The organism is Bacillus sp. LH1 (assembly GCF_057924895.1).
Genome location: NZ_CM175007.1, coordinates 611,747 through 631,676 on the forward strand (window position 1 = coordinate 611,747; position 19,930 = coordinate 631,676).

At 34.3% G+C, this 19,930-nt stretch carries 17 protein-coding genes; 11 read left to right on the forward strand and 6 right to left on the reverse strand.

The window, feature by feature from the left end; genetic code table 11:
• Window positions 1–18 precede the first annotated feature (18 nt).
• Entirely contained in the window at window positions 19–2,385 is a 2,367-nt protein-coding gene (locus ACX9TM_RS03140; RefSeq protein WP_065381807.1) for a heavy metal translocating P-type ATPase, read from the forward strand.
• 203 nt (window positions 2,386–2,588) lie between these two features.
• On the opposite strand, the gene ACX9TM_RS03145 is transcribed toward ACX9TM_RS03140, so the two are convergent.
• Window positions 2,589–4,052 (reverse strand): nicotinate phosphoribosyltransferase, encoded by a 1,464-nt coding sequence (locus tag ACX9TM_RS03145; RefSeq protein ID WP_000150184.1) that lies wholly within the window; start codon window positions 4,050–4,052, stop codon window positions 2,589–2,591.
• 199 nt (window positions 4,053–4,251) lie between these two features.
• Here ACX9TM_RS03145 and ACX9TM_RS03150 point away from each other — a divergent pair, with 199 nt between their 5' ends.
• The 3 genes from ACX9TM_RS03150 (at window position 4,252) to ACX9TM_RS03160 (ending at window position 7,522) form a co-directional block, all read left to right on the forward strand.
• A complete protein-coding gene (locus tag ACX9TM_RS03150; RefSeq protein ID WP_001187963.1) occupies window positions 4,252–5,511 on the forward strand; it encodes a tetratricopeptide repeat protein in 1,260 nt (419 codons plus the stop codon).
• Between the two features lie 14 nt (window positions 5,512–5,525).
• Entirely contained in the window at window positions 5,526–5,654 is a 129-nt protein-coding gene (locus ACX9TM_RS03155) for an NprX family peptide pheromone (protein ID WP_000733137.1), read from the forward strand.
• 167 nt (window positions 5,655–5,821) lie between these two features.
• Window positions 5,822–7,522, forward strand: a complete 1,701-nt coding sequence (locus ACX9TM_RS03160) for a M4 family metallopeptidase (protein WP_000730383.1) — start codon at window positions 5,822–5,824, stop codon at window positions 7,520–7,522.
• Window positions 7,523–7,585: 63 nt separating this feature from the next.
• Here the strand turns inward: ACX9TM_RS03160 and ACX9TM_RS03165 are convergent, their stop codons facing one another.
• Complete coding sequence (locus ACX9TM_RS03165; RefSeq protein WP_000852226.1) at window positions 7,586–8,134, reverse strand: TVP38/TMEM64 family protein; 549 nt, start codon at window positions 8,132–8,134, stop codon at window positions 7,586–7,588.
• 397 nt (window positions 8,135–8,531) lie between these two features.
• Here ACX9TM_RS03165 and ACX9TM_RS03170 point away from each other — a divergent pair, with 397 nt between their 5' ends.
• Both ACX9TM_RS03170 and ACX9TM_RS03175 read left to right on the forward strand, forming a co-directional pair.
• A complete protein-coding gene (locus ACX9TM_RS03170) occupies window positions 8,532–9,050 on the forward strand; it encodes an RNase A-like domain-containing lipoprotein (RefSeq protein ID WP_000822694.1) in 519 nt (172 codons plus the stop codon).
• A 16-nt stretch (window positions 9,051–9,066) separates the two neighbouring features.
• On the forward strand, window positions 9,067–9,339 hold the full coding sequence (locus ACX9TM_RS03175; RefSeq protein ID WP_000288803.1) for a hypothetical protein: 273 nt from the start codon (window positions 9,067–9,069) through the stop codon (window positions 9,337–9,339).
• 42 nt (window positions 9,340–9,381) lie between these two features.
• Here the strand turns inward: ACX9TM_RS03175 and ACX9TM_RS03180 are convergent, their stop codons facing one another.
• From ACX9TM_RS03180 to ACX9TM_RS03190, 3 genes are all read right to left on the reverse strand, one after another.
• Window positions 9,382–10,644, reverse strand: a complete 1,263-nt coding sequence (locus ACX9TM_RS03180; protein WP_000777355.1) for a VanW family protein — start codon at window positions 10,642–10,644, stop codon at window positions 9,382–9,384.
• A 234-nt stretch (window positions 10,645–10,878) separates the two neighbouring features.
• Entirely contained in the window at window positions 10,879–11,895 is a 1,017-nt protein-coding gene (locus ACX9TM_RS03185) for an LCP family protein (RefSeq protein WP_002163841.1), read from the reverse strand.
• 186 nt (window positions 11,896–12,081) lie between these two features.
• A complete protein-coding gene (locus ACX9TM_RS03190) occupies window positions 12,082–13,260 on the reverse strand; it encodes a NupC/NupG family nucleoside CNT transporter (protein WP_000668866.1) in 1,179 nt (392 codons plus the stop codon).
• A 92-nt stretch (window positions 13,261–13,352) separates the two neighbouring features.
• Here ACX9TM_RS03190 and gloA2 point away from each other — a divergent pair, with 92 nt between their 5' ends.
• The 3 genes from gloA2 to aspA all read left to right on the forward strand — a co-directional run bounded on the left by gloA2 (window position 13,353) and on the right by aspA (window position 16,753).
• Window positions 13,353–13,739: an SMU1112c/YaeR family gloxylase I-like metalloprotein gene (gloA2, locus tag ACX9TM_RS03195; protein ID WP_001017675.1), complete on the forward strand. Its 387-nt coding sequence runs from the start codon at window positions 13,353–13,355 to the stop codon at window positions 13,737–13,739.
• 108 nt (window positions 13,740–13,847) lie between these two features.
• Entirely contained in the window at window positions 13,848–15,146 is a 1,299-nt protein-coding gene (locus tag ACX9TM_RS03200; protein ID WP_000353313.1) for a hemolysin family protein, read from the forward strand.
• Between the two features lie 173 nt (window positions 15,147–15,319).
• Window positions 15,320–16,753: an aspartate ammonia-lyase gene (gene aspA, locus ACX9TM_RS03205; protein ID WP_000562156.1), complete on the forward strand. Its 1,434-nt coding sequence runs from the start codon at window positions 15,320–15,322 to the stop codon at window positions 16,751–16,753.
• A gap of 39 nt (window positions 16,754–16,792) precedes the next feature.
• Here the strand turns inward: aspA and ACX9TM_RS03210 are convergent, their stop codons facing one another.
• On the reverse strand, window positions 16,793–18,412 hold the full coding sequence (locus tag ACX9TM_RS03210; RefSeq protein ID WP_017673740.1) for an L-lactate permease: 1,620 nt from the start codon (window positions 18,410–18,412) through the stop codon (window positions 16,793–16,795).
• Window positions 18,413–19,234: 822 nt separating this feature from the next.
• Between ACX9TM_RS03210 and ACX9TM_RS03215 the strand changes: the two genes are divergently transcribed.
• Together ACX9TM_RS03215 and ACX9TM_RS03220 are read left to right on the forward strand one after the other, a co-directional pair.
• Entirely contained in the window at window positions 19,235–19,522 is a 288-nt protein-coding gene (locus ACX9TM_RS03215) for an ArsR/SmtB family transcription factor (protein ID WP_000081428.1), read from the forward strand.
• A 191-nt stretch (window positions 19,523–19,713) separates the two neighbouring features.
• Complete coding sequence (locus tag ACX9TM_RS03220; protein WP_000382679.1) at window positions 19,714–19,893, forward strand: acid-soluble spore protein H; 180 nt, start codon at window positions 19,714–19,716, stop codon at window positions 19,891–19,893.
• Window positions 19,894–19,930 lie beyond the last annotated feature (37 nt).

A 19,930-nucleotide genomic window follows, 5' to 3' on the forward strand; every position in this document is an offset into this window, starting at 1 on the left:
ACGCGAGGAGGGAGAACGATGGCTGAAGCGTTAGTGAAAAAGAAACTGATGTTAGAAGGTTTAGATTGTGCAAACTGTGCAATGAAAATTGAAAAAGGTGTTGGGAGTATAGAAGGAGTAAATTCTTGCTCTGTAAACTTTGCAACAAAGACAATGATTTTAGAAACGGCACAAAATAAAGAAAACGAAGTTGTTACGGAAGCAAAACAACTCGTTACAAAATTAGAACCGCATATTAAAGTGCAAGAAGAACAAAAAAATAAAATTGCTAAAGAAGTATTTATATTAGAAGGTTTAGATTGCGCGAACTGTGCAATGAAAATTGAAAATAAAGTTAAGGAAATGCCAGCTGTCTCAGAAGCAACTGTTGATTTCGTATCGAAGAAACTACGAGTAGAAGTTGCGAATAAAAGAGAACTAGAAGCGACTGTAGCAAATATAACAAATGTCGTTCAAAAGTTAGAGCCAGACGTGAAAGTTGTTCGTGAAGAGAAGAACGGTCATGACCACGGGCATAGTCATGATCATGGTGAAGCAAATGTGAAAAAGATGGTAGGGAGATTAGTGGTCGGCGGAATTTTGACAGCAATTGCTGCATTAGCGGGCTTACCACAAATGGTAACAATTCCGTTATTCGTCCTTGCTTATTTATTAATAGGTGGAGATATCGTTTGGAGAGCGGTAAGAAACATAACTCGTGGCCAAGTATTTGATGAAAACTTCTTAATGGCAATTGCAACTGTAGGAGCTTTTGCAATTCAACAATACTCAGAAGCTGTAGCAGTAATGCTATTTTATCAAGTAGGAGAACTATTCCAAAGCATTGCGGTAAACCGCTCTCGAAAATCAATTACTTCATTAATGGATATTCGTCCTGATTATGCGAATGTAAAGGTTGGAAATGAAACGAAACAAGTATCACCAGAAGATGTACAAATTGGCGATTATATTATCGTTAAGCCAGGTGAGAAAGTGCCGTTAGACGGAAAAGTAATTGAAGGAACATCGATGGTAGATACTTCAGCATTAACAGGTGAATCTGTACCACGTGAAGTTGAAGTTGGAAATGATGTATTAAGTGGCTTTGTGAACCAAAACGGTGTGTTGACAATTGAAGTTACAAAAGAATTCGGTGAATCAACTGTATCGAAAATTTTAGATTTAGTTCAAAATGCAAGCAGTAAAAAAGCACCAACGGAAAACTTTATTACGAAGTTTGCACGTTACTACACTCCAGTTGTAGTTATTACAGCGGCAATCATGGCGTTTATTCCACCACTTATTTTAGAAGGAGCTACATTCTCTGAGTGGATTTATAGAGCTTTAGTGTTCTTAGTAATCTCTTGTCCATGTGCGTTAGTTGTATCCATTCCTCTTGGATTCTTTGGAGGTATTGGTGGTGCATCTAAAAGTGGTGTGTTAGTAAAAGGTAGTAACTATTTAGAAGCTTTAAATGATGTGAAATATATTGTTTTTGACAAAACAGGAACATTAACAAAAGGTGTTTTCAAAGTTACAAAAATGGAACCGAGCGAAGGCACTACAAGTGAAGAGTTATTAGAGTATGCGGCATTTGCTGAAGTATATTCTAACCATCCAATTGCCCAATCTATTCGAAAGGCATATGGAAAATCAATTGATGAAAAAATAATCGATGATTATAACGAAATTTCTGGTCACGGTACAGTCGTAAAAGTACAAGGAAAAGAAATTTTTGCAGGTAATGCAAAATTAATGAGAAAAGAAAATATTGAATTTAAGCAACCAGAAACAGTAGGTACATTAGTTCACGTTGCTGTAGATGGAAGGTATGCAGGTTATATTGTTATCTCTGATGAGGTAAAAGAGGATTCGAAACAAGCGATTCAAAAGTTAAAAGAACTAGGTATTAAAAAGACAGTAATGTTAACTGGTGATGCAAAACCAGTTGGTGAAGCTGTTGGTAAAGAATTAGGCTTAGATGAAGTTCATGCGGAATTACTACCGCAACAAAAAGTAGAAGAGATTGAAAAAATTGATGCAGCGAAGCACGGAAAAGAAAAAATTGCCTTCGTTGGTGACGGTATTAACGATACACCAGTATTAGCCCGTGCAGACGTTGGTATTGCGATGGGTGGTTTAGGGTCAGATGCAGCAATTGAAGCGGCAGACATCGTTATTATGACTGATGAGCCTTCAAAAATTGCGACAGCTGTAAAAATTGCAAAACGCACAAGAAGTATAGTGTGGCAAAATATCATCTTTGCTCTAGGTGTAAAAGGGATCGTTTTATTACTTGGTGCCTTTGGTATTGCAACAATGTGGGAAGCTGTTTTCTCAGATGTTGGTGTGACACTACTTGCAGTGTTAAATGCAATGCGTGTATTACGAGTGAAAGATTTATAAAAAAGAGGACGCGAACCGCGTCCTCTTTTTTATTGGTGATTTTGTTGAAATTGACTCAATAAAATAATATCAAATATTATTTGACTTTAAAATAGTATAATATTAAAATTTACAAATAAAACACATTCGTCTTATTATTTTAATATATTTTTTACAAATATCCATATAGTATTGAAAAAACAGAGAAGGGGAAACTTCTCTGTTTACTTTTGTATGTTTTTTTCAACTTGTTCTCGAACTGTTTGAATGTAATTCATTTTATGATCCCAGCACTCTTGGCTTAAATCGACAGGGTATTCTTCAGGGTTTAAAGTTCGCATATATTCTTCCCAAAATAGAGAGAGGCTCTGTTCATTATATTTTTGAATATCTAATATACTTGGTAGTTCATATGTTCTTTCACCGTTAACGAAAATGTCTTTATGCAGTTCACGGGCTTCAAAGTTTGTTACGAATTTACTTATATATGTGTGAACTGGATGGAACATTTTTAAGCGCTCTTCTTTTCCTGGTTCTTCAGAATCTAACGCAATATAATCGCCTTCTGCATGATCGTTAACCCGATTGATAATACGATAAATTCGTTTCAGTCCTGGAGTGGTAATTTTTTCAGGGTTAGATGAAATTTTAATTGTATCATTTAATTTTCCGTCAGTATCTTCAATCGCAACGAGTTTGTAAACAGCCCCCAATGCAGGTTGCTCAAAGGACGTAATTAATTTCGTTCCAACGCCCCATACGTCAATTTTTGCTCCTTGAGATTTAAGGTGCATAATTGTGTATTCATCTAAATCGCTAGAAGCGATAATTTTTGTATTTGTAAACCCTGCTTCATCTAGTAGTTTTCGTGCCTTTTTCGATAAATAAGCCATATCACCACTATCAAGACGTATGCCATAGAAATCAATACGATCCCCAAATTCTTTTGCAACACGAATCGCATTTGGAACACCAGATTTCAATGTGTCATATGTATCAACGAGAAAGACGCACTTTTTATGAGTTTCAGCGTATTTTTTAAACGCGACGTATTCATCGCGATATGCTTGAACGAAAGAGTGAGCGTGTGTGCCAGCTACAGGAATCCCAAAGCGTTTCCCAGCACGAACGTTGCTTGTAGAGGAGAAACCACCAATAAAGGCAGCACGCGTCCCCCAAAGGGCAGCATCGAACTCATGGGCACGTCTTGTGCCGAACTCTAAAAGCTCATCATTACTTGCAGCATGTTTCATACGTGCTGCTTTTGTGGCAATTAATGTTTGGTAATTCACAATATTTAAGAGGGCAGTCTCAATAATTTGTGCTTCACCAAGTGGTGCATCAACACGTAATAAAGGCTCGTTATTAAATACAACTTCACCTTCTTGCATACTGCGAATCGTCCCAGTGAATTTCATATTTTGTAAATAATGAAGGAATTCTTCTTCGAATTGTAATTCTGCTAAGTAAGCGATATCGCTTTCAGTAAAACTGAAATTTTCTATGTACTCTACAATTTTCTCAAGGCCAGCAAAAACAGCGTAGCCGTTCTCAAATGGAAGCTTTCGAAAATATAAATCAAAAACAGAACGGCGATTATGAATACCATCTTTCCAATATGTATAAGCCATGTTGATTTGATATAGGTCTGTATGTAAGGCATAACTATCGTCTTTATAATGAGTCATCGCAAGAACACCTCCATAATTTGGTTATAGTATACCAATTTTTCACCATTCGTAGCAAAGAAGAGATATTGATGTGAAGTCAAGAGAGAAAAAAATGAAATTATGCATATTTTTTAGAAAATTTATATTTATCAATTTATATTTCTCCAAATTTTATGTATTATTAGAGTAATGGGGGTAATGAGAATGGAGGAGGACAATGCAACAAACATTAGAAAAAATAGGCAAACAAGTCTTTTATAAACGGCTCCAGCAAAAAATGACACAAGAAGAATTATGTCAGGGCATTTGTTCTGTCTCATACTTAAGTAAGATCGAAAATGGAAAGATCGAAGCATCAGAAGAAATTCTACAATTGCTCTGCACAAGACTAGAAATTGCTGTGACGGATTTGAGAGATGTAGAAGAAGATGTGAAGGGGAAGCTAGATGAATGGTTAAATGCACTAGTTCATTTAGACAAGCAACAAGTAGAACGTATATATGAAGAGTTGCAAGGTGAAATGAAGCATGTGTTGGATTTTGAAATTATAAATTATTATAAGTTACTTTATACGCGGTATTTAATGATGAAGCGAGATTTACCTGCTGTAGAGGAAGAATTGGATAAGTTGAAAAAGGTATATAAGAAATACTCACCTTTTCAGAAGATGTTATATACGTATAATAAGGCGTTGTTATATTCTGTGCAGTACAAATATACACAAGCATTAGAATACTTGTTAAAGACAGAAGCGATGGCGAAAGAGTTAGGTTATTATGAAACAGGAATATATTATAATTTAGCGCTAACTTATAGTCAGATGGAAATAGACCACATGACATTATACTTTGCTAACGTGGCATTAGAAGGCTTTAAAAGTGAATATAAATTTAGAAATATAATTAATTGCAAGTTTTTAATTGCTTTTAGTTACACTAGAAAAAAACAATATAACGAAGCTATGGAAATTTATAATCATATCATAAGGGAAGCGACTTCTTTTGCTGATAAAGATAATATTCTATCTATTGCTTTGAATAATATTGGTTACCTGTATTATCGTCAAAAAAATTATACCAAGGCAAAAGAGTATTATATAGAATGTTTAAAGTATAAAAAAGAAGAGGATATGAACTATATTGATGCTATGTATGAGCTTTCGTTACAGTGTATTCAATTAGGAGAAATCGAGGAAGCGGCTAAATGGATTGAAAAAGGCATCATTGCCGCAAGGAAAGATGATAGATATAAAGGGATGCTATATTTATTATTAAGTTTACGATATAAGTATTTTGAAGAAAGAGATGTTTATAAAAAATTTCTAGAAATAGAAGTAGTTCCTTTCTTTAAAGCAGAGGAAAATATAAAAGATTTAAAGAAAATATACTTAGAACTAGCTGAATACTTAGAAGAATGTTCAGATTTTAAAGAAAGTAATCGCTACTATAAGTTAGCGATAAACTTATTAGAAGAATAAGGAGGAGAAATAGTATGAAAAAGTTAATTGCAGGAACATTTGTAGTTATGGCGATTGCGGCGGTGGTATTGGATATTCAGTATGCGTGGAAGCCAGATACTCTTGGCCAAGAAGCTAAAACAGTTCAACAAATTAATTCATAATTGAAACCCCTTTCCAACCGGAAAGGGGTTTTTCAATATTTGTTCCTCAAAATTCTACAAAACTTGAGAAAATAATTATTTGAATTTTTAGTATATTAATAGTGGAAACATAATGCTAATATAAAACTACTCTTTTTCAAAAAAATTTTTTATTAGGGGGAAGGTTCATGAAAAAGAAAAGTTTAGCGTTAGTGTTAGCGACAGGAATGGCAGTTACAACATTTGGAGGGACAGGCTCTGCATTTGCGGATTCTAAAAATGTACTCTCTACGAAGAAGTACAATGAGACAGTACAGTCACCTGAGTTTATTTCTGGTGATCTAACTGGAGCGACTGGTAAGAAAGCGGAATCTGTTGTGTTTGATTACTTAAATGCAGCAAAAGGTGATTACAAGCTAGGGGAAAAGAGTGCGCAAGATTCTTTCAAAGTGAAACAAGTGAAGAAAGATGCTGTAACTGATTCAACAGTAGTACGTATGCAACAAGTTTACGAAGGAGTACCTGTATGGGGTTCTACTCAAGTAGCTCACGTAAGTAAAGACGGTTCTTTAAAAGTATTGTCTGGAACAGTTGCACCTGATTTAGACAAGAAGGAAAAGTTGAAAAATAAAAATAAGATTGAAGGCGCAAAAGCGATTGAAATCGCGCAGCAAGATTTAGGGGTAACACCGAAATATGAGGTAGAACCAAAAGCGGACTTATATGTATATCAAAATGGTGAAGAAACAACATATGCATACGTTGTAAATCTAAACTTCTTAGATCCAAGTCCAGGAAACTACTACTATTTCATTGAAGCAGACAGCGGTAAAGTATTAAATAAATATAATAAATTGGATCATGTAACAAATGAAGATAAATCACCAGTTAAGCAAGAGGCTCCTAAACAGGATGCGAAAGCAGTAGTAAAACCTGTAACAGGAACAAATAAAGTAGGAACTGGTAAAGGTGTATTAGGAGATACAAAATCACTTAATACAACGTTATCTGGTTCATCTTACTACTTGCAAGATAATACGCGCGGGGCAACAATTTTCACATATGATGCGAAAAATCGTACTACATTGCCAGGAACTTTATGGGTAGATGCAGATAATGTTTTCAATGCAGCGTATGATGCAGCAGCAGTAGATGCTCATTACTATGCAGGTAGAACATATGATTATTATAAAGCTACATTTAACAGAAACTCTATTAATGATGCAGGAGCTCCGTTAAAATCGACAGTTCATTACGGAAGTAAGTATAATAATGCATTCTGGAATGGCTCACAAATGGTATACGGAGATGGTGATGGTGTAACATTCACTTCATTATCTGGTGGAATTGATGTAATTGGTCACGAATTAACGCATGCTGTTACTGAAAATAGCTCGGACTTAATTTATCAAAATGAATCAGGAGCGCTAAATGAAGCAATTTCTGATATTTTTGGTACTTTAGTAGAATTCTATGATAACCGTAACCCGGATTGGGAGATTGGTGAAGATATTTATACGCCTGGTAAAGCAGGAGATGCGCTTCGCTCTATGAGTGATCCAGCGAAATACGGTGATCCAGACCATTATTCTAAGCGTTACACTGGTACTAGTGATAACGGTGGGGTTCATACAAACAGTGGTATCATTAACAAACAAGCTTATTTATTAGCAAATGGTGGTACGCATTCGGGTGTAACTGTAACGGGCATTGGTAAAGATAAGTTAGGTGCAATTTATTACCGTGCAAATACACAATATTTCACGCAATCTACTACATTTAGCCAAGCTCGTGCTGGTGCAGTACAAGCTGCAGCTGATTTATATGGTGCGACTTCTGCGGAAGTAGCAGCAGTTAAGCAATCATTTAGTGCTGTTGGTATTAACTAAGGATTTAAAGGATAGCTATTAATAAAATACCTCAAAAATAAAGAAGGAGCCTATGCTCCTTCTTTATTTTTTTCTCCATTTTTTCCACAAATAATATAATCCGATACAACCTGCAATTGTCACAATCCACTTTGCTTCATTTGTTCCGTTCATGACATGATAGGCAGAATATACTTCGATTAACAATGCCGGTATTTTCCCTATTGTGCTGGCAATACTGAAGGAGAGTAATGACATCTTACCTAGAGCCGCAAATAAAGTCACGATACTTGATGGGATGAAAGGTATCAAGCGAAACGATAGAACGAGTAGAAAGGCCTCTCTACCTTCTACATAAAGAAGACGCTCTACCTTTGGATATTTATTTACTTTATCGTGAGTGAACTTTTGAAGGCCCATGCGGTAAATATAAAACGAGATAATAGCCCCTAATGCTTCGCCTACGATCGAAATAACAGTACCATTTGTTACGCCAAAGAGCTGTATATTAATGGCGGTTAAAAAAATACTAGGGATAAAACCTAAAAGACTAATGATGATGTTAATTAAGATACTAAGTGGAATTGCGATTGAATAGTATTCTGTTAAGAAATTTTGAATCGTTTCAGCCATTGTTTAAAATCCTTTATCTTTTTTTGCATTACACCACATTTCGTTTGTATAGGCAAGGGTAAATTTACATAATGTAGAAAAACGTTGATAAGAAGGGTGTTTTATACCTTATATGGGTATTGGGTATATAAAAATAGGGGTATTTTAAAATATTTTTAAAAATACTATAAAAACCTTTGTATAAAAGAGTTTTATAGTTACGTTATCGGTGATTTTATCTGGGAAATAACCGAAAAATAGAGGGGGTATATATTATAAAAGGCGAAAAATAGAGGGCTGATGAAATTGCTGGAGTAAATATGGAAAAATAGATAAAAAAATGAAAACTGATAGATTTTTTCGTTGTGAAATTGACTTTTAGTGAAGTTGCGATAATAATCATGGAAGAGGTGATATGATGAAACGAATAAGTAGTCTTTTCTTCAGTAGTTTATTGGCATTAATGCTGATCTTAAGCGGATGTGCAGGAAAAGAACAAAAAACAGAGAAACAGACAGGGAATCAAGCTACATCGGTAGAAAAAATTAGTGATAATATTTTAGATGAAATGGAAGGACCACCTAAAAATGGTCATACGATTGAAAGACATGTAGGCAAGTCAGAAGAGGATTTGAAGAATCGCTTGAAGACAGATAAAGTGTCAGCCGCAAGTACATACTATGATAAAGAAACAGCGACGAAAGCTGTAAAAGATAGCTTGAAGCAACATGACAAGGAAATTCAAGATTGGTTAAAAAATTCTAAAGAGGCTCGTCTCGTATTAAATACAACTCATTCATTTCCTGTTGGAAAAACGGTAATAAAGAAAAATATGAGTGTAAAAGACAAGTTAGTAAAAACTGTTACTGTTTTAGCAAGAGATAAGTCAGGAGAATTAGGGTTTAAGATTATTACTTCTTATCCATCTGATAAATAAGAAGGGGGAGTACATTATGTATACGACATTACAATACTTTCTTAAATCGTACTGTACGTTAAGTATTCATGAGGATGAAATAGTAAGCGTGATGGAAGAGTTTATTGAACAAGAAGACGAAGAAATTGTTTTGAAATTACGTGATGAATTAATAAATATGAAGAAAAAGAACGCGTGGGAAGAGGCGTGTGTATTAGCTGCGAAGCAAGGAAATCGTATGTGGTCTTTAGAAGAAACGAAAGACCATCTTGAAACTTTTTTACTATTACTGCAAAAGAAAAAGGCGTGATTAAATCACGCCTTTTTCTTTATGCTATTCGGTTGATATTATCTATTCTTTTGGAGCGCTTTTATATACGCTTTTTGAAATTTGTCCATTTGATATTACTTCCCCGTTTTGTGTTACTTTTTTATACGTAACCGCGGTGATTTTATCACTAGTTCTACTAATTACTTGAGAAGAAACTTCAACATTTTTACCAGTATTTGTACCGAAAATGCGTGTAGTAATACTACCTCCATTTGAAAATGCTTGAATATAAATATGATTGCCTGTATTATTTTTAAATTTTAAATCTGGACCATAATCTGCTACTGCTGCATCTTGTCCAAGTGGTAAATAATTTACTGGCATAGAATGATTGCTTCGAGAAACAATGCCTAAATCTGCCCTTAAAGCTGCACTGTATAATGTACTACTGACTTGGCAAACTCCTCCGCCTGCACTTTGTATTACTTTACCTTGTGAATATACTGCTGCAGATTTATAACCATGTGCAGCATCAGTTACGCCAACGCGACCGTTAAAACTAAATGTTTCATCAGGTGCGACAATAACCCCACTTAAAGTATTAGCTGACTTATTTACGTTAAATGATTGATTTCCGTTACGGCCAGCCATTGGAGTAGAATATTCAGCAATGACTTCTTTAATACCCATTTTCTGTATGTCTTCTGTAGAACGTTCTGGTTTTATGAATGTAACTGGTAATGTAACATCTGATTTACCAGTAGTAATAGCTTCATTTGTTAAACCGCTTAGTTTCCCTTTATCAATTTTTTCTCCGTTTTGGCTTTGACTAATATTTACTGTTGAGCCTTCAATACTTAATTCTGCGTTAACAGGATTTTTTAATGTTTCATTATATTTATCTTTTATAAAGGTTTCATAAGCTGTTGCATTTAATTGTGGTGTTAATTTATAGTCACGTTTTAATTCACCGTTTTCAGCTTGCTTACGCATTTTGTAACGATTCATTACGTTTCCTTCTTGTTCTTTGAAGATTTTGTCAATAATATCTTTCTCTTTATAATTTATCCCTAAATCTTTCCATGTGTAAGTTTGTTTATCGTTTTGGAATATGTAGGTAAGGGATTTTTGATCTAACTCAGTTACCTTTTGATTAATAATTGCTTGAATATCCTTCTTATTTTTTCCGTCGAGAGAAATACCTTCAAATGTAGTATTTGGTAATGCAGTAGTATCTAATTGATTATTTAATTTGGATACATATTGATATCCCCCAACACCGCCTACACAAAGTAATATGCCCCCAGCAATTGCAGAACCAATCAGTATTTTACTTAGCTTCATTTATTTCCCCCCAGAAATTTATGTATAAATATATGTATTACATTTTTTGTATAAAAATGATGAAAATAACATTATGTACGTACTAGTATACTATTATTTTCACTGTGTGTGTAATGTTTTCATAAAAAATGTTACACCGCTGTAATAATTGTCACTTCTTGTCACAATGTGTATGAAAAATATGTTGAAAAATATAATAAAAAGGCTGTCTAGAAAGATCTAGCAGCCTTTTTATTATAATTTTTTATGTTCATTTTTATTCGTAACACCGAGATGTTTTTGAAGGGTAGTTGAAATAGTATCGACGCTTTTTTCATTTGGAACGTAATAATAAATACCACCTATATATTTATCTGTACCCTCTACTTGCATTTTTTCCATTTTTAAATTTGAATCCATTGAATTTTTTGTAATTGTCATCATATCATCAAAAGTTAAATTAGTTTTTAAATCTTTATCGACAGCGTCTAGTAGGCCACCGATTTTATTAATGGAATTAAGAGATAGTGCCTTTTCAGCAATGGCCTCTAATACAAGCTGTTGACGTTGACCACGCATATAATCACTATCGATATGACGAGTTCTAGCTAGTGCCAGTGCCTCTTCTCCATTTAAATGTTGACGTCCTTTTTTTAGATGAATGGCATCTGCTTCATCTTTACTATTTTGCTCTGTGAACTCAACTGGAACGTCTACAGTAATACCACCAAGAGAATCAACAATTTTAATAAAGGATTTAAAATTGAATTTTACATAGTAGTCAACTGGAACATCTAAAAAGTTCTCTACCGTATCAATTGTGCTGTCTACACCACCGAATACGTGCGCATGTGTGATTTTATCGTATTTATCACGTGATTTAATGTAGACGCGTGAGTCACGTGGAATGCTTACAAGTTTAACGGATTTATCGTTTTTATTAATTGTTGCAAGTAATAACGCATCTGTTCGAGTTGCTTTTCCATAACCTTTTTCCCTAATATCACTTTCATCAACACCCATAATTAGTACGGAAATATTGTCGGTCATAGGTTTAACAGCTTTTTCACGTTTACTGGACTTATCTCCTCGACCTAGTTCAGCATAAGCGTTATTTAAGACGGACTTTGCTTTACTGTATATATGGAAGGAGTAGCCTCCTGCTCCAAGTGCTACAATTAGTAATGGAATAAGAAGGAACCAAAGTAGGCGTTTTTTCTTTGAGCGTCCTTTTTTGGCTCGCGTATTGTTGTTCGTGTCGGATTTCATCATTTTTTCTCCTTTAAAACTATCAAAGTGTATACATTTAGAAGTGTATTCAAACACATAAAAAATATTTTACGCTAAATAAAAGCGATTGTACATGTATAAAAAATAGATGTCTTGATTATTTATAAGACACCTATTCGTTATTGTATACAAAAGATAGGGATAAGAAAATGATAAAATTTTACCTAATTACAACATAATGCTTACGATAATTGCAGATAAAATACTAACGAGAGTAGCTCCATATAGTAATTTAAGGCCAAACCTCGCAACAACGTTTCCTTGTTCTTCGTTTAGTCCTTTTACCGCACCTGAAATAATACCAATGGAAGAAAAATTGGCAAAAGATACAAGGAAAACAGAAATAATACCAACTGTACGGGGAGAAAGGCTATTAGAAATTTTACTAAGGTCCATCATTGCGACAAATTCATTCGTTACAAGCTTCGTTGCCATAATGCTGCCAGCCGCGACAATTTCAGAACTGGGTACACCGATAAGGAATGCGATAGGTGCAAATACATAGCCGATTAATTGTTGGAACGTAATACCGAATATAATGAGGAACAGGTCATTAATACAACTAATTAATGCGACGAATCCGATGAGCATAGCGCCGACAACAATGGCTACACGAAAACCATCAAGAATGTATTCTCCAAGCATTTCAAAAAAGCTTTGTTTTTCACCTTTGATTTCTAAAATATCTTCGTCATCTTTAACGTCGTAAGGGTTAATGATGAGTATGATAATAAAACCGCTAAATAAATTGAGAACGAGTGCAGTTACTACATATTTAGGTTCAATCATTGTCATATAGGCACCTACGATAGACATAGATACGGTTGACATAGCAGAGGCACAAAGTGTATAAAGACGGTGTTTTGGAATTTGAGCTAATTGTTTTTTCACTGTAATAAAAACTTCTGATTGGCCGACAATGGCAGAGGCGATAGCGTTGTAAGATTCTAATTTACCAAGACCATTTATTTTACTAAGAAAGTACCCGATCCAACGAATAAAAAATGGTAATATTTTGAAATGTTGTAATATACCAATTAAAACAGAAATAAAGACGATTGGTAATAATACAGTAAGGAAAAATGGCATTTCACCTTTATTTGCAAGACCACCAAATACGAAATTTATTCCATCAGCAGCATACTCGAGTAGCTTGGTAAACAAACTGGAAATGATTCTAATAAGTATGAGGCCGATTTCTGTATTTAATAGTAAATAGGTTAAAATTAACTGTATAATAAGCATGATAAAAATTGGTTTAAATTTAATATGCTTCTTATTATTGCTAGCAATATAAGCGAGCAAGAAAACAACAATTAGTCCGACGAAAAAAGTAATGAATTTCATGGTAAGCCCCCCTAAAAGAGATATTCTGCTATATATGTTTTTCATTTCAAGGGAGAATATGCATCTTTGGTAAAGAAAGGAATAGAGAGAGCATGAATATATGTAGAGTGCATCACGTTGCAATTATTTGTTCGAATTATGAGACGTCAAAGGATTTTTATACTAGGATATTAGGGTTTAAAGAGATAAATGAAGTATATAGAAAGGAACGAGATTCTTATAAATTAGATTTATGTGTAGGAGAAGAGTATCAAATCGAATTATTTTCATTTCCAAATCCGCCTGAGCGTAAAAGTTTTCCAGAAGCAGCCGGTCTTAGACATTTAGCATTTGCTGTTACAAATATAGAAGAAGCTGTGAAGCATTTAAACCAATGTGGTGTTGAGACGGAACCGATCCGTATTGATGAAATAACGGGGAAGAAATTCGTCTTTTTCCAAGATCCTGATGGTTTACCTTTAGAATTGTATGAGGTTTGAAAATTGGTGGATTTTATATAGAGTTGCTTTCCAATAATTGAAGAAACTAAAGTGAAACTTCTTTTTAAAAGGAGGTGTAACTTTAGCTAAGAAAGCTAAAGAGCATATGTGGATATTTTAAAATTATTGATGGTAGTCATTCTTATTGGGTTAACAGCATTTTTTGTGGCTGTTGAATTTGCAATTATTAAGGTACGTAGCAGTCGTATTGATCAACTCGTTAGCGAAAAAAGACGAGGTGCACTGGCAGCTAAAAAGGTAACTTCAAATTTAGATGAATATTTATCGGCCTGTCAGCTAGGTATTACAATTACTGCTTTAGGGCTTGGGTGGTTAGGGGAACCAACCATTAAACATTTACTCGAGCCGTTGTTTTTAAAATTAAAATTCTCACCTGCAATTTCCAGTACAGTTTCATTTATTATTGCCTTTGCAGTAATTACATTTTTACATGTTGTCATTGGGGAACTTGCTCCAAAGACATTTGCTATACAAAAAGCAGAACAAGTTAGCTTATTGTTATCGAAACCACTTATTTATTTTTACCGAGTTATGTATCCGTTTATTTGGGCTTTGAATGGTTCAGCGAGGGTTGTAACTGGTTTATTCGGATTACATCCAGCTTCTGAACATGAAGTAGCTCATTCAGAAGAAGAATTAAGGTTAATCTTATCTGAGAGCTATGAGAGCGGAGAGATTAACCAAAGGGAATTTAAATATGTAAATAATATTTTTGAATTTGATAATAGAGTAGCAAAAGAAATTATGGTACCTCGTACGGAAGTTGTAGGCTTATATGAGGACGAACCATTTGAAACACATATTAAAGTAATCGCGCAAGAAAAGTATACGAGATATCCTGTATTTGGTGAAGATAAAGATGAAATTATTGGGATGGTTAATGTAAAAGATTTATTTATTCGTTATATGGATGGTAATCGGGATGAAGAGTGCTCAATTATGCCATATACAAGGCCAGTTATTGAAGTGCTAGAAAATATTCCAATTCATGATTTACTATTACAAATGCAAAGAAAACACATTCCATTAGCTGTATTGTATGATGAATATGGTGGTACAGCTGGGATTGTTACACTAGAAGATATTTTAGAAGAAATTGTTGGAGAAATTCGAGATGAATACGATGAAGATGAGAATCCTCCTATAGAGCATATAAGTGAAGGTTATAAAATCGTAGAGGGAAAAGTGCTTATTAGTGAAGTAAATGATTTGCTTGGCATACATTTAATTGCTGATGATGTAGATACAATTGGTGGCTGGATTATGGTACAAAAACAAATCGTTGCTGAAGGAGATATTATTGAGAAACACGGTTTTTATTTTAAAGTCCTTGAAAAGGATATGCATCAAATTAAACGAGTGGAAATAAGGAAAGTAGAAGAATGATTTTCTATAAACTTTAATAAAAAGGATATACAGAAAAATAAATGTTTGCGCTTTCAAAAAAGGTGCTATATAGTGAAGGTGGATACTGAAAAATTCTTCTGAATGATACTCGTGTTTTTAGAGGGCGGATTTTTTGGATAAGGATTTAGAATGAAAAAGTATAGGTGATAAAAATGATAGCAACGAAGGATATACGTATAGAAAAAGATTTTTTAGGTGAAAAAGAAGTACCAAGTGTAGCTTATTATGGTGTACAAACATTACGTGCCGTAGAAAACTTCCCAATTACAGGATATCGCATTCATCCATCACTCATTACAGCAATGGCAATTGTGAAAAAAGCGGCGGCGCTTGCGAATATAGATACTGGTTACTTAGCTAAAGACATTGGACATGAAATTGCAGAAGCAGCGCAAGAAATTGTTGATGGAAAGTTTCATGATCAATTTATCGTGGACCCTATTCAAGGTGGAGCCGGAACTTCTATTAATATGAATACAAATGAAGTAATTGCGAATAGAGCGTTAGAACGTATGGGATATGAAAAAGGGGCGTATGCGAAAATTAGCCCAAACACTCATGTGAACATGGCCCAATCAACGAACGATGCGTTTCCAACAGGGATTCATATTGCAACTCTTATGATGTTAGAAAAGCTTCTTATTACAATGGAAGAACTTCATTCTGCTTTTCGTAAAAAAGCAAAAGAGTTTGATCATGTTATTAAAATGGGACGCACACATTTACAAGATGCAGTTCCAATTCGCCTTGGACAAGAATTTGAAGCGTATAGCCGAGTGCTTGCGCGTGATATAAAAAGAATTAAACAGTCTCGTCAACATTTATATGAAGTGAATATGGGCGCGACAGCTGTTGGTACAGGATTAAATGCAAATCCTATGTATATTGAACAAGTGGTAAAACATTTAAGAACGTTTAGTGGATTCCCACTTGTTGGTGCAGAGCATTTAGTTGATGCAACGCAAAATACAGATGCATACACAGAGGTATCTGCAGCACTTAAAGTATGTATGATGAACATGTCTAAAATTGCAAACGATCTTCGTATTATGGCGTCTGGTCCACGTGTTGGGTTAGCTGAAATTCAATTGCCAGCACGTCAGCCAGGTTCATCGATTATGCCAGGAAAAGTAAATCCAGTTATGGCAGAAGTGATTAACCAAGTCGCATTCCAAGTAATCGGAAACGATCATACAATTTGCTTAGCATCAGAAGCAGGACAATTAGAGTTAAACGTAATGGAGCCTGTGCTTGTATTTAATTTAATTCAATCTATTAGTATTATGAATAATGGATTCCGTGTATTCCGTGAATATTGTATTGAAGGAATTACGGCAAATGAAGAATTGCTGAAGCAATATGTTGAGAAAAGTGTTGGAATTATTACAGCAGTTAATCCTCATATTGGTTATGAAGTAGCATCTCGTATTGCACGTGAAGCAATTGAAACAGGGAAATCTGTTAGGGAGTTATGTTTAGAACATGGTGTACTGACAGAAGAGGAATTGGATATTATTTTAGATCCATTCGAAATGACTCACCCTGAAATTGCTGGAGCTTCTTTATTAAAAAATAAAAAAATGTAATGTGAAAAACACCGATCCACTTGGATCGGTGTTTTATTTTTAAAAGATATTAAATACAGCGTTTAATTGAAGTAAGCTAATAACAGCTAAGAAGATTAAACTGTATTTCATTGCTGTCTTAAATAGAGCAGATTCTTTACCAACTAGTCCAACTGCGGCACAAGCAACTGCTACAGATTGTGGTGAAACCATTTTTGCCATTGTACCACCTACTACGTTTAAGGCAACGAGTGTAGAAGGAACGATGTTTAACTGGTCTGCTGTTACTGCTTGAAGTGGTGCGAATAAAGAACCACTTGAAACTACTGAACCTGTAATGAATACGCCAATCCATCCTAAGATTGGAGAAAGAACTGGGAATGCATTACCAGTAGAAGAGAATGCAAGTCCAAGTGTAGATGACATACCAGAGTAGTTTTCTACGTAAGCTAAAGCGATAACGCTACAAATTGTATATACTGGAGCTTTTAATTCTTTCATTGTTTCAATCATTAATTCTTTAACCATTTTACCTTTTACGCGGTAAACGATAAGTGAAACGATAATTGCTAGTACAATCGCAGTAGTTGTAGAAGAGAATACATCAAATTTGAAAACAGCTGCGAAAGGTGTATCAGCTTTTGTAATTGGTGTAGTTTTCATAACAGCATTATGAAGACCAGGGAACTGAATGTTAAATACTAAGTTTGCTAACGCACCATCTGGAGCAAATAAAGCTTTAATCGGTTTTAAGTTAAAGATTGTTACAAATGCAGTTAAGAATACGAATGGAGACCAAGCGTATAAAATTTGATTGAATGTATGTGATGCTTTAGTTTCTTGTTTTTCTTCTTTAGTAGAAGATTTTGGTTGCCAAACACGTAAGAATAATGCAAGAGCAATCATACTTACAACTGCTGCGAAAATATTAGTAAGTTCTGCACCTAAGAAGTAAGTCACAGCGAATTGAGTAATAGCGAAAGAAACACCACTTACAAGAATACCTTGCCAAGTTTCTTTAATACCTTTAATTCCATCGACCATTGAAACAAGTAAGAAAGGTAAAATAATACTAATGAAAGGTAAAATAAGAACAGTTTGACGACCAATAGTTAATGCGTCAAGTTGAGTTAATTGTGCTGGCACTGTAACTGGAATACCCATAGCACCCATAGCACCACCAGCAATATTAGCTACTAAACAAATACCTGCTGCTTTTAATGGATTAAAGCCCATACCTACAAGTAGTGCGGCTGTAATAGCAACTGGAACCCCTAGACCAGCTGCACCTTCTAAGAAAGCACCGAAAGAATAAGCGATTAATAATACTTGTAAACGTTGATCATTTGTAATGCTTGAAATACTATCGCGAATAATATTGAATTGCTCTGTTTTAACAGTTAATTTGTAAAGGAAAATTGCGGCGATAACGATAGTACAAATTGGATAAAATCCAGATAAAACACCGAATCCAGCAGATGCTACAGCTACTGTTGCTGGCATTTTATAAACAAATATTGCAAGGATAATAGCGACAATCACACTATAAAGACCAGCCATGTAACTTTTCATTTTGAATCCCATTAAACAAATGATGAAACAAAAGATTGGAAGTGCTGCGATTAGTGCAGATAACCAAATATTGTTTAATGGGTCATAAATTTGTGTCCAAGTACTCATAATAATGACAACTCCTATCTATTATATGTGAAGAAATTCACATTATTTGTGAAACTATTCACAATCAACTTACATGCTTAGTATATTCTCCTTCAACACTATTGTCAACGTAAAAAAGTATAATTATTCCATAATAGTGTTAAAAGAAAAGCTTTGTTCATAAAGTAGACAAAAAACACACTCAAATGAATTTAAGTGTGCTGTATAAACTATTTGCATATTATTTTGCTTATTCAGATGGCGTGTTTCCTATAAGTGTATATTAGATGCCGTCTTTTATATCGAGTATAAATTTTAATATATGCACCTATCTGTCCTATTTGATCTAGTGTGAGGGAGGATTGGTGAGTGGATTTAAATAGGAAGTTTTGCACAACAGTCCAACCGCTTGCAATACGAATAAAAAATTAGAAACAAACTTTTAATATCACATCATCTCTTTTTACTGAAAATTCCTTTTAGCGTAACAAAGAGGTTAATTATAGTTCAACTACATTACGATAGGTTATCAATTATAGACGATATTTTACAATACCGTTACTGTACGTTTCAATGAGGTGAAAATATAACAAAAAGCTTGATAAAACAACGTTTGCAAGCAAAGTATTCGTAGGCCATTATTTTGCTTTTTCGTTATATCATATAGTATAATATTCAAAATCAGCAAGGATTTTTTCCTGAATTTTTGCTGATAAAGATGGAAAAATTTTTCGGCTTTATAGGTTGATAAAGTTATGTCGTAACAGGAAATATAAGAACAGATATATAAATAAATAAAAAGAACATAAAAACGCAAATAAAAACGAAAATGAGGGGAACTTTATGAGCCAAAATCAATTCGAATGTCGTATTTCAGAAGAAGATGTACAAATGTTAAGAGCGTTAGCTCACCCACTTCGTCTACGTCTAGTAATGGAACTTATGCAAAGAGGAACATGTAATGTAACACAACTACAGGAAGTATTAGAAATTCCGCAATCAACGGTTTCACAACATTTAACGAAGTTAAAGCAAAATAAAGTAGTGCGCTTTGAAAGACGAGGATTAGAAGTGTATTATCAAATCCATAATGATAAAGTAAGTGCGGTAGTAAAAACATTATTTTCTTAAAATTTGAATATTATGGAAAAAGACGTATGGAATATACGTCTTTTTTTATTTGTCAGAAAGGTAGTGAGAGAGTAAATATTAGCATGTGAGGAAGAAATGACTATCAATCAACATGCTGCCTTACGGAATATATTCTAAAAGGAAAAGAAAAAATAGAAAGGAGTGTAGTAAGCAAAAGGAGGGATAGTAGTATGGATGTGAAACGTGTGAAACAAATTTTATCTTCTTCAAGTAGAATTGACGTTACATATGAGGGCGTACCAGTATGGATTGAGAGCTGTGATGAGCAGAAGGGGAGTGCTCAAGTGTATGATGTATCTAATCCTGGTGAGAGCGTTCATGTGGACGTGACAGCTTTAGAGGAGAAATAATAAAAAAGACGCTTCTCAATTGAGAAGCGTCTTTTTG

Excerpts from the sequence above, each read along its gene's own strand:
- ACX9TM_RS03140 (WP_065381807.1), top strand. The coding sequence starts at position 19 with ATGGCTGAAGCGTTAGTGAAAAAGAAACTGATGTTAGAAGGTTTAGAT.
- ACX9TM_RS03145 (WP_000150184.1), bottom strand. The coding sequence starts at position 4,052 with ATGACTCATTATAAAGACGATAGTTATGCCTTACATACAGACCTATAT.
- ACX9TM_RS03150 (WP_001187963.1), top strand. The coding sequence starts at position 4,252 with ATGCAACAAACATTAGAAAAAATAGGCAAACAAGTCTTTTATAAACGG.
- ACX9TM_RS03155 (WP_000733137.1), top strand. The coding sequence starts at position 5,526 with ATGAAAAAGTTAATTGCAGGAACATTTGTAGTTATGGCGATTGCGGCG.
- ACX9TM_RS03160 (WP_000730383.1), top strand. The coding sequence starts at position 5,822 with ATGAAAAAGAAAAGTTTAGCGTTAGTGTTAGCGACAGGAATGGCAGTT.
- ACX9TM_RS03165 (WP_000852226.1), bottom strand. The coding sequence starts at position 8,134 with ATGGCTGAAACGATTCAAAATTTCTTAACAGAATACTATTCAATCGCA.
- ACX9TM_RS03170 (WP_000822694.1), top strand. The coding sequence starts at position 8,532 with ATGAAACGAATAAGTAGTCTTTTCTTCAGTAGTTTATTGGCATTAATG.
- ACX9TM_RS03175 (WP_000288803.1), top strand. The coding sequence starts at position 9,067 with ATGTATACGACATTACAATACTTTCTTAAATCGTACTGTACGTTAAGT.
- ACX9TM_RS03180 (WP_000777355.1), bottom strand. The coding sequence starts at position 10,644 with ATGAAGCTAAGTAAAATACTGATTGGTTCTGCAATTGCTGGGGGCATA.
- ACX9TM_RS03185 (WP_002163841.1), bottom strand. The coding sequence starts at position 11,895 with ATGATGAAATCCGACACGAACAACAATACGCGAGCCAAAAAAGGACGC.
- ACX9TM_RS03190 (WP_000668866.1), bottom strand. The coding sequence starts at position 13,260 with ATGAAATTCATTACTTTTTTCGTCGGACTAATTGTTGTTTTCTTGCTC.
- gloA2 (WP_001017675.1), top strand. The coding sequence starts at position 13,353 with ATGAATATATGTAGAGTGCATCACGTTGCAATTATTTGTTCGAATTAT.
- aspA (WP_000562156.1), top strand. The coding sequence starts at position 15,320 with ATGATAGCAACGAAGGATATACGTATAGAAAAAGATTTTTTAGGTGAA.
- ACX9TM_RS03210 (WP_017673740.1), bottom strand. The coding sequence starts at position 18,412 with ATGAGTACTTGGACACAAATTTATGACCCATTAAACAATATTTGGTTA.
- ACX9TM_RS03215 (WP_000081428.1), top strand. The coding sequence starts at position 19,235 with ATGAGCCAAAATCAATTCGAATGTCGTATTTCAGAAGAAGATGTACAA.
- ACX9TM_RS03220 (WP_000382679.1), top strand. The coding sequence starts at position 19,714 with ATGGATGTGAAACGTGTGAAACAAATTTTATCTTCTTCAAGTAGAATT.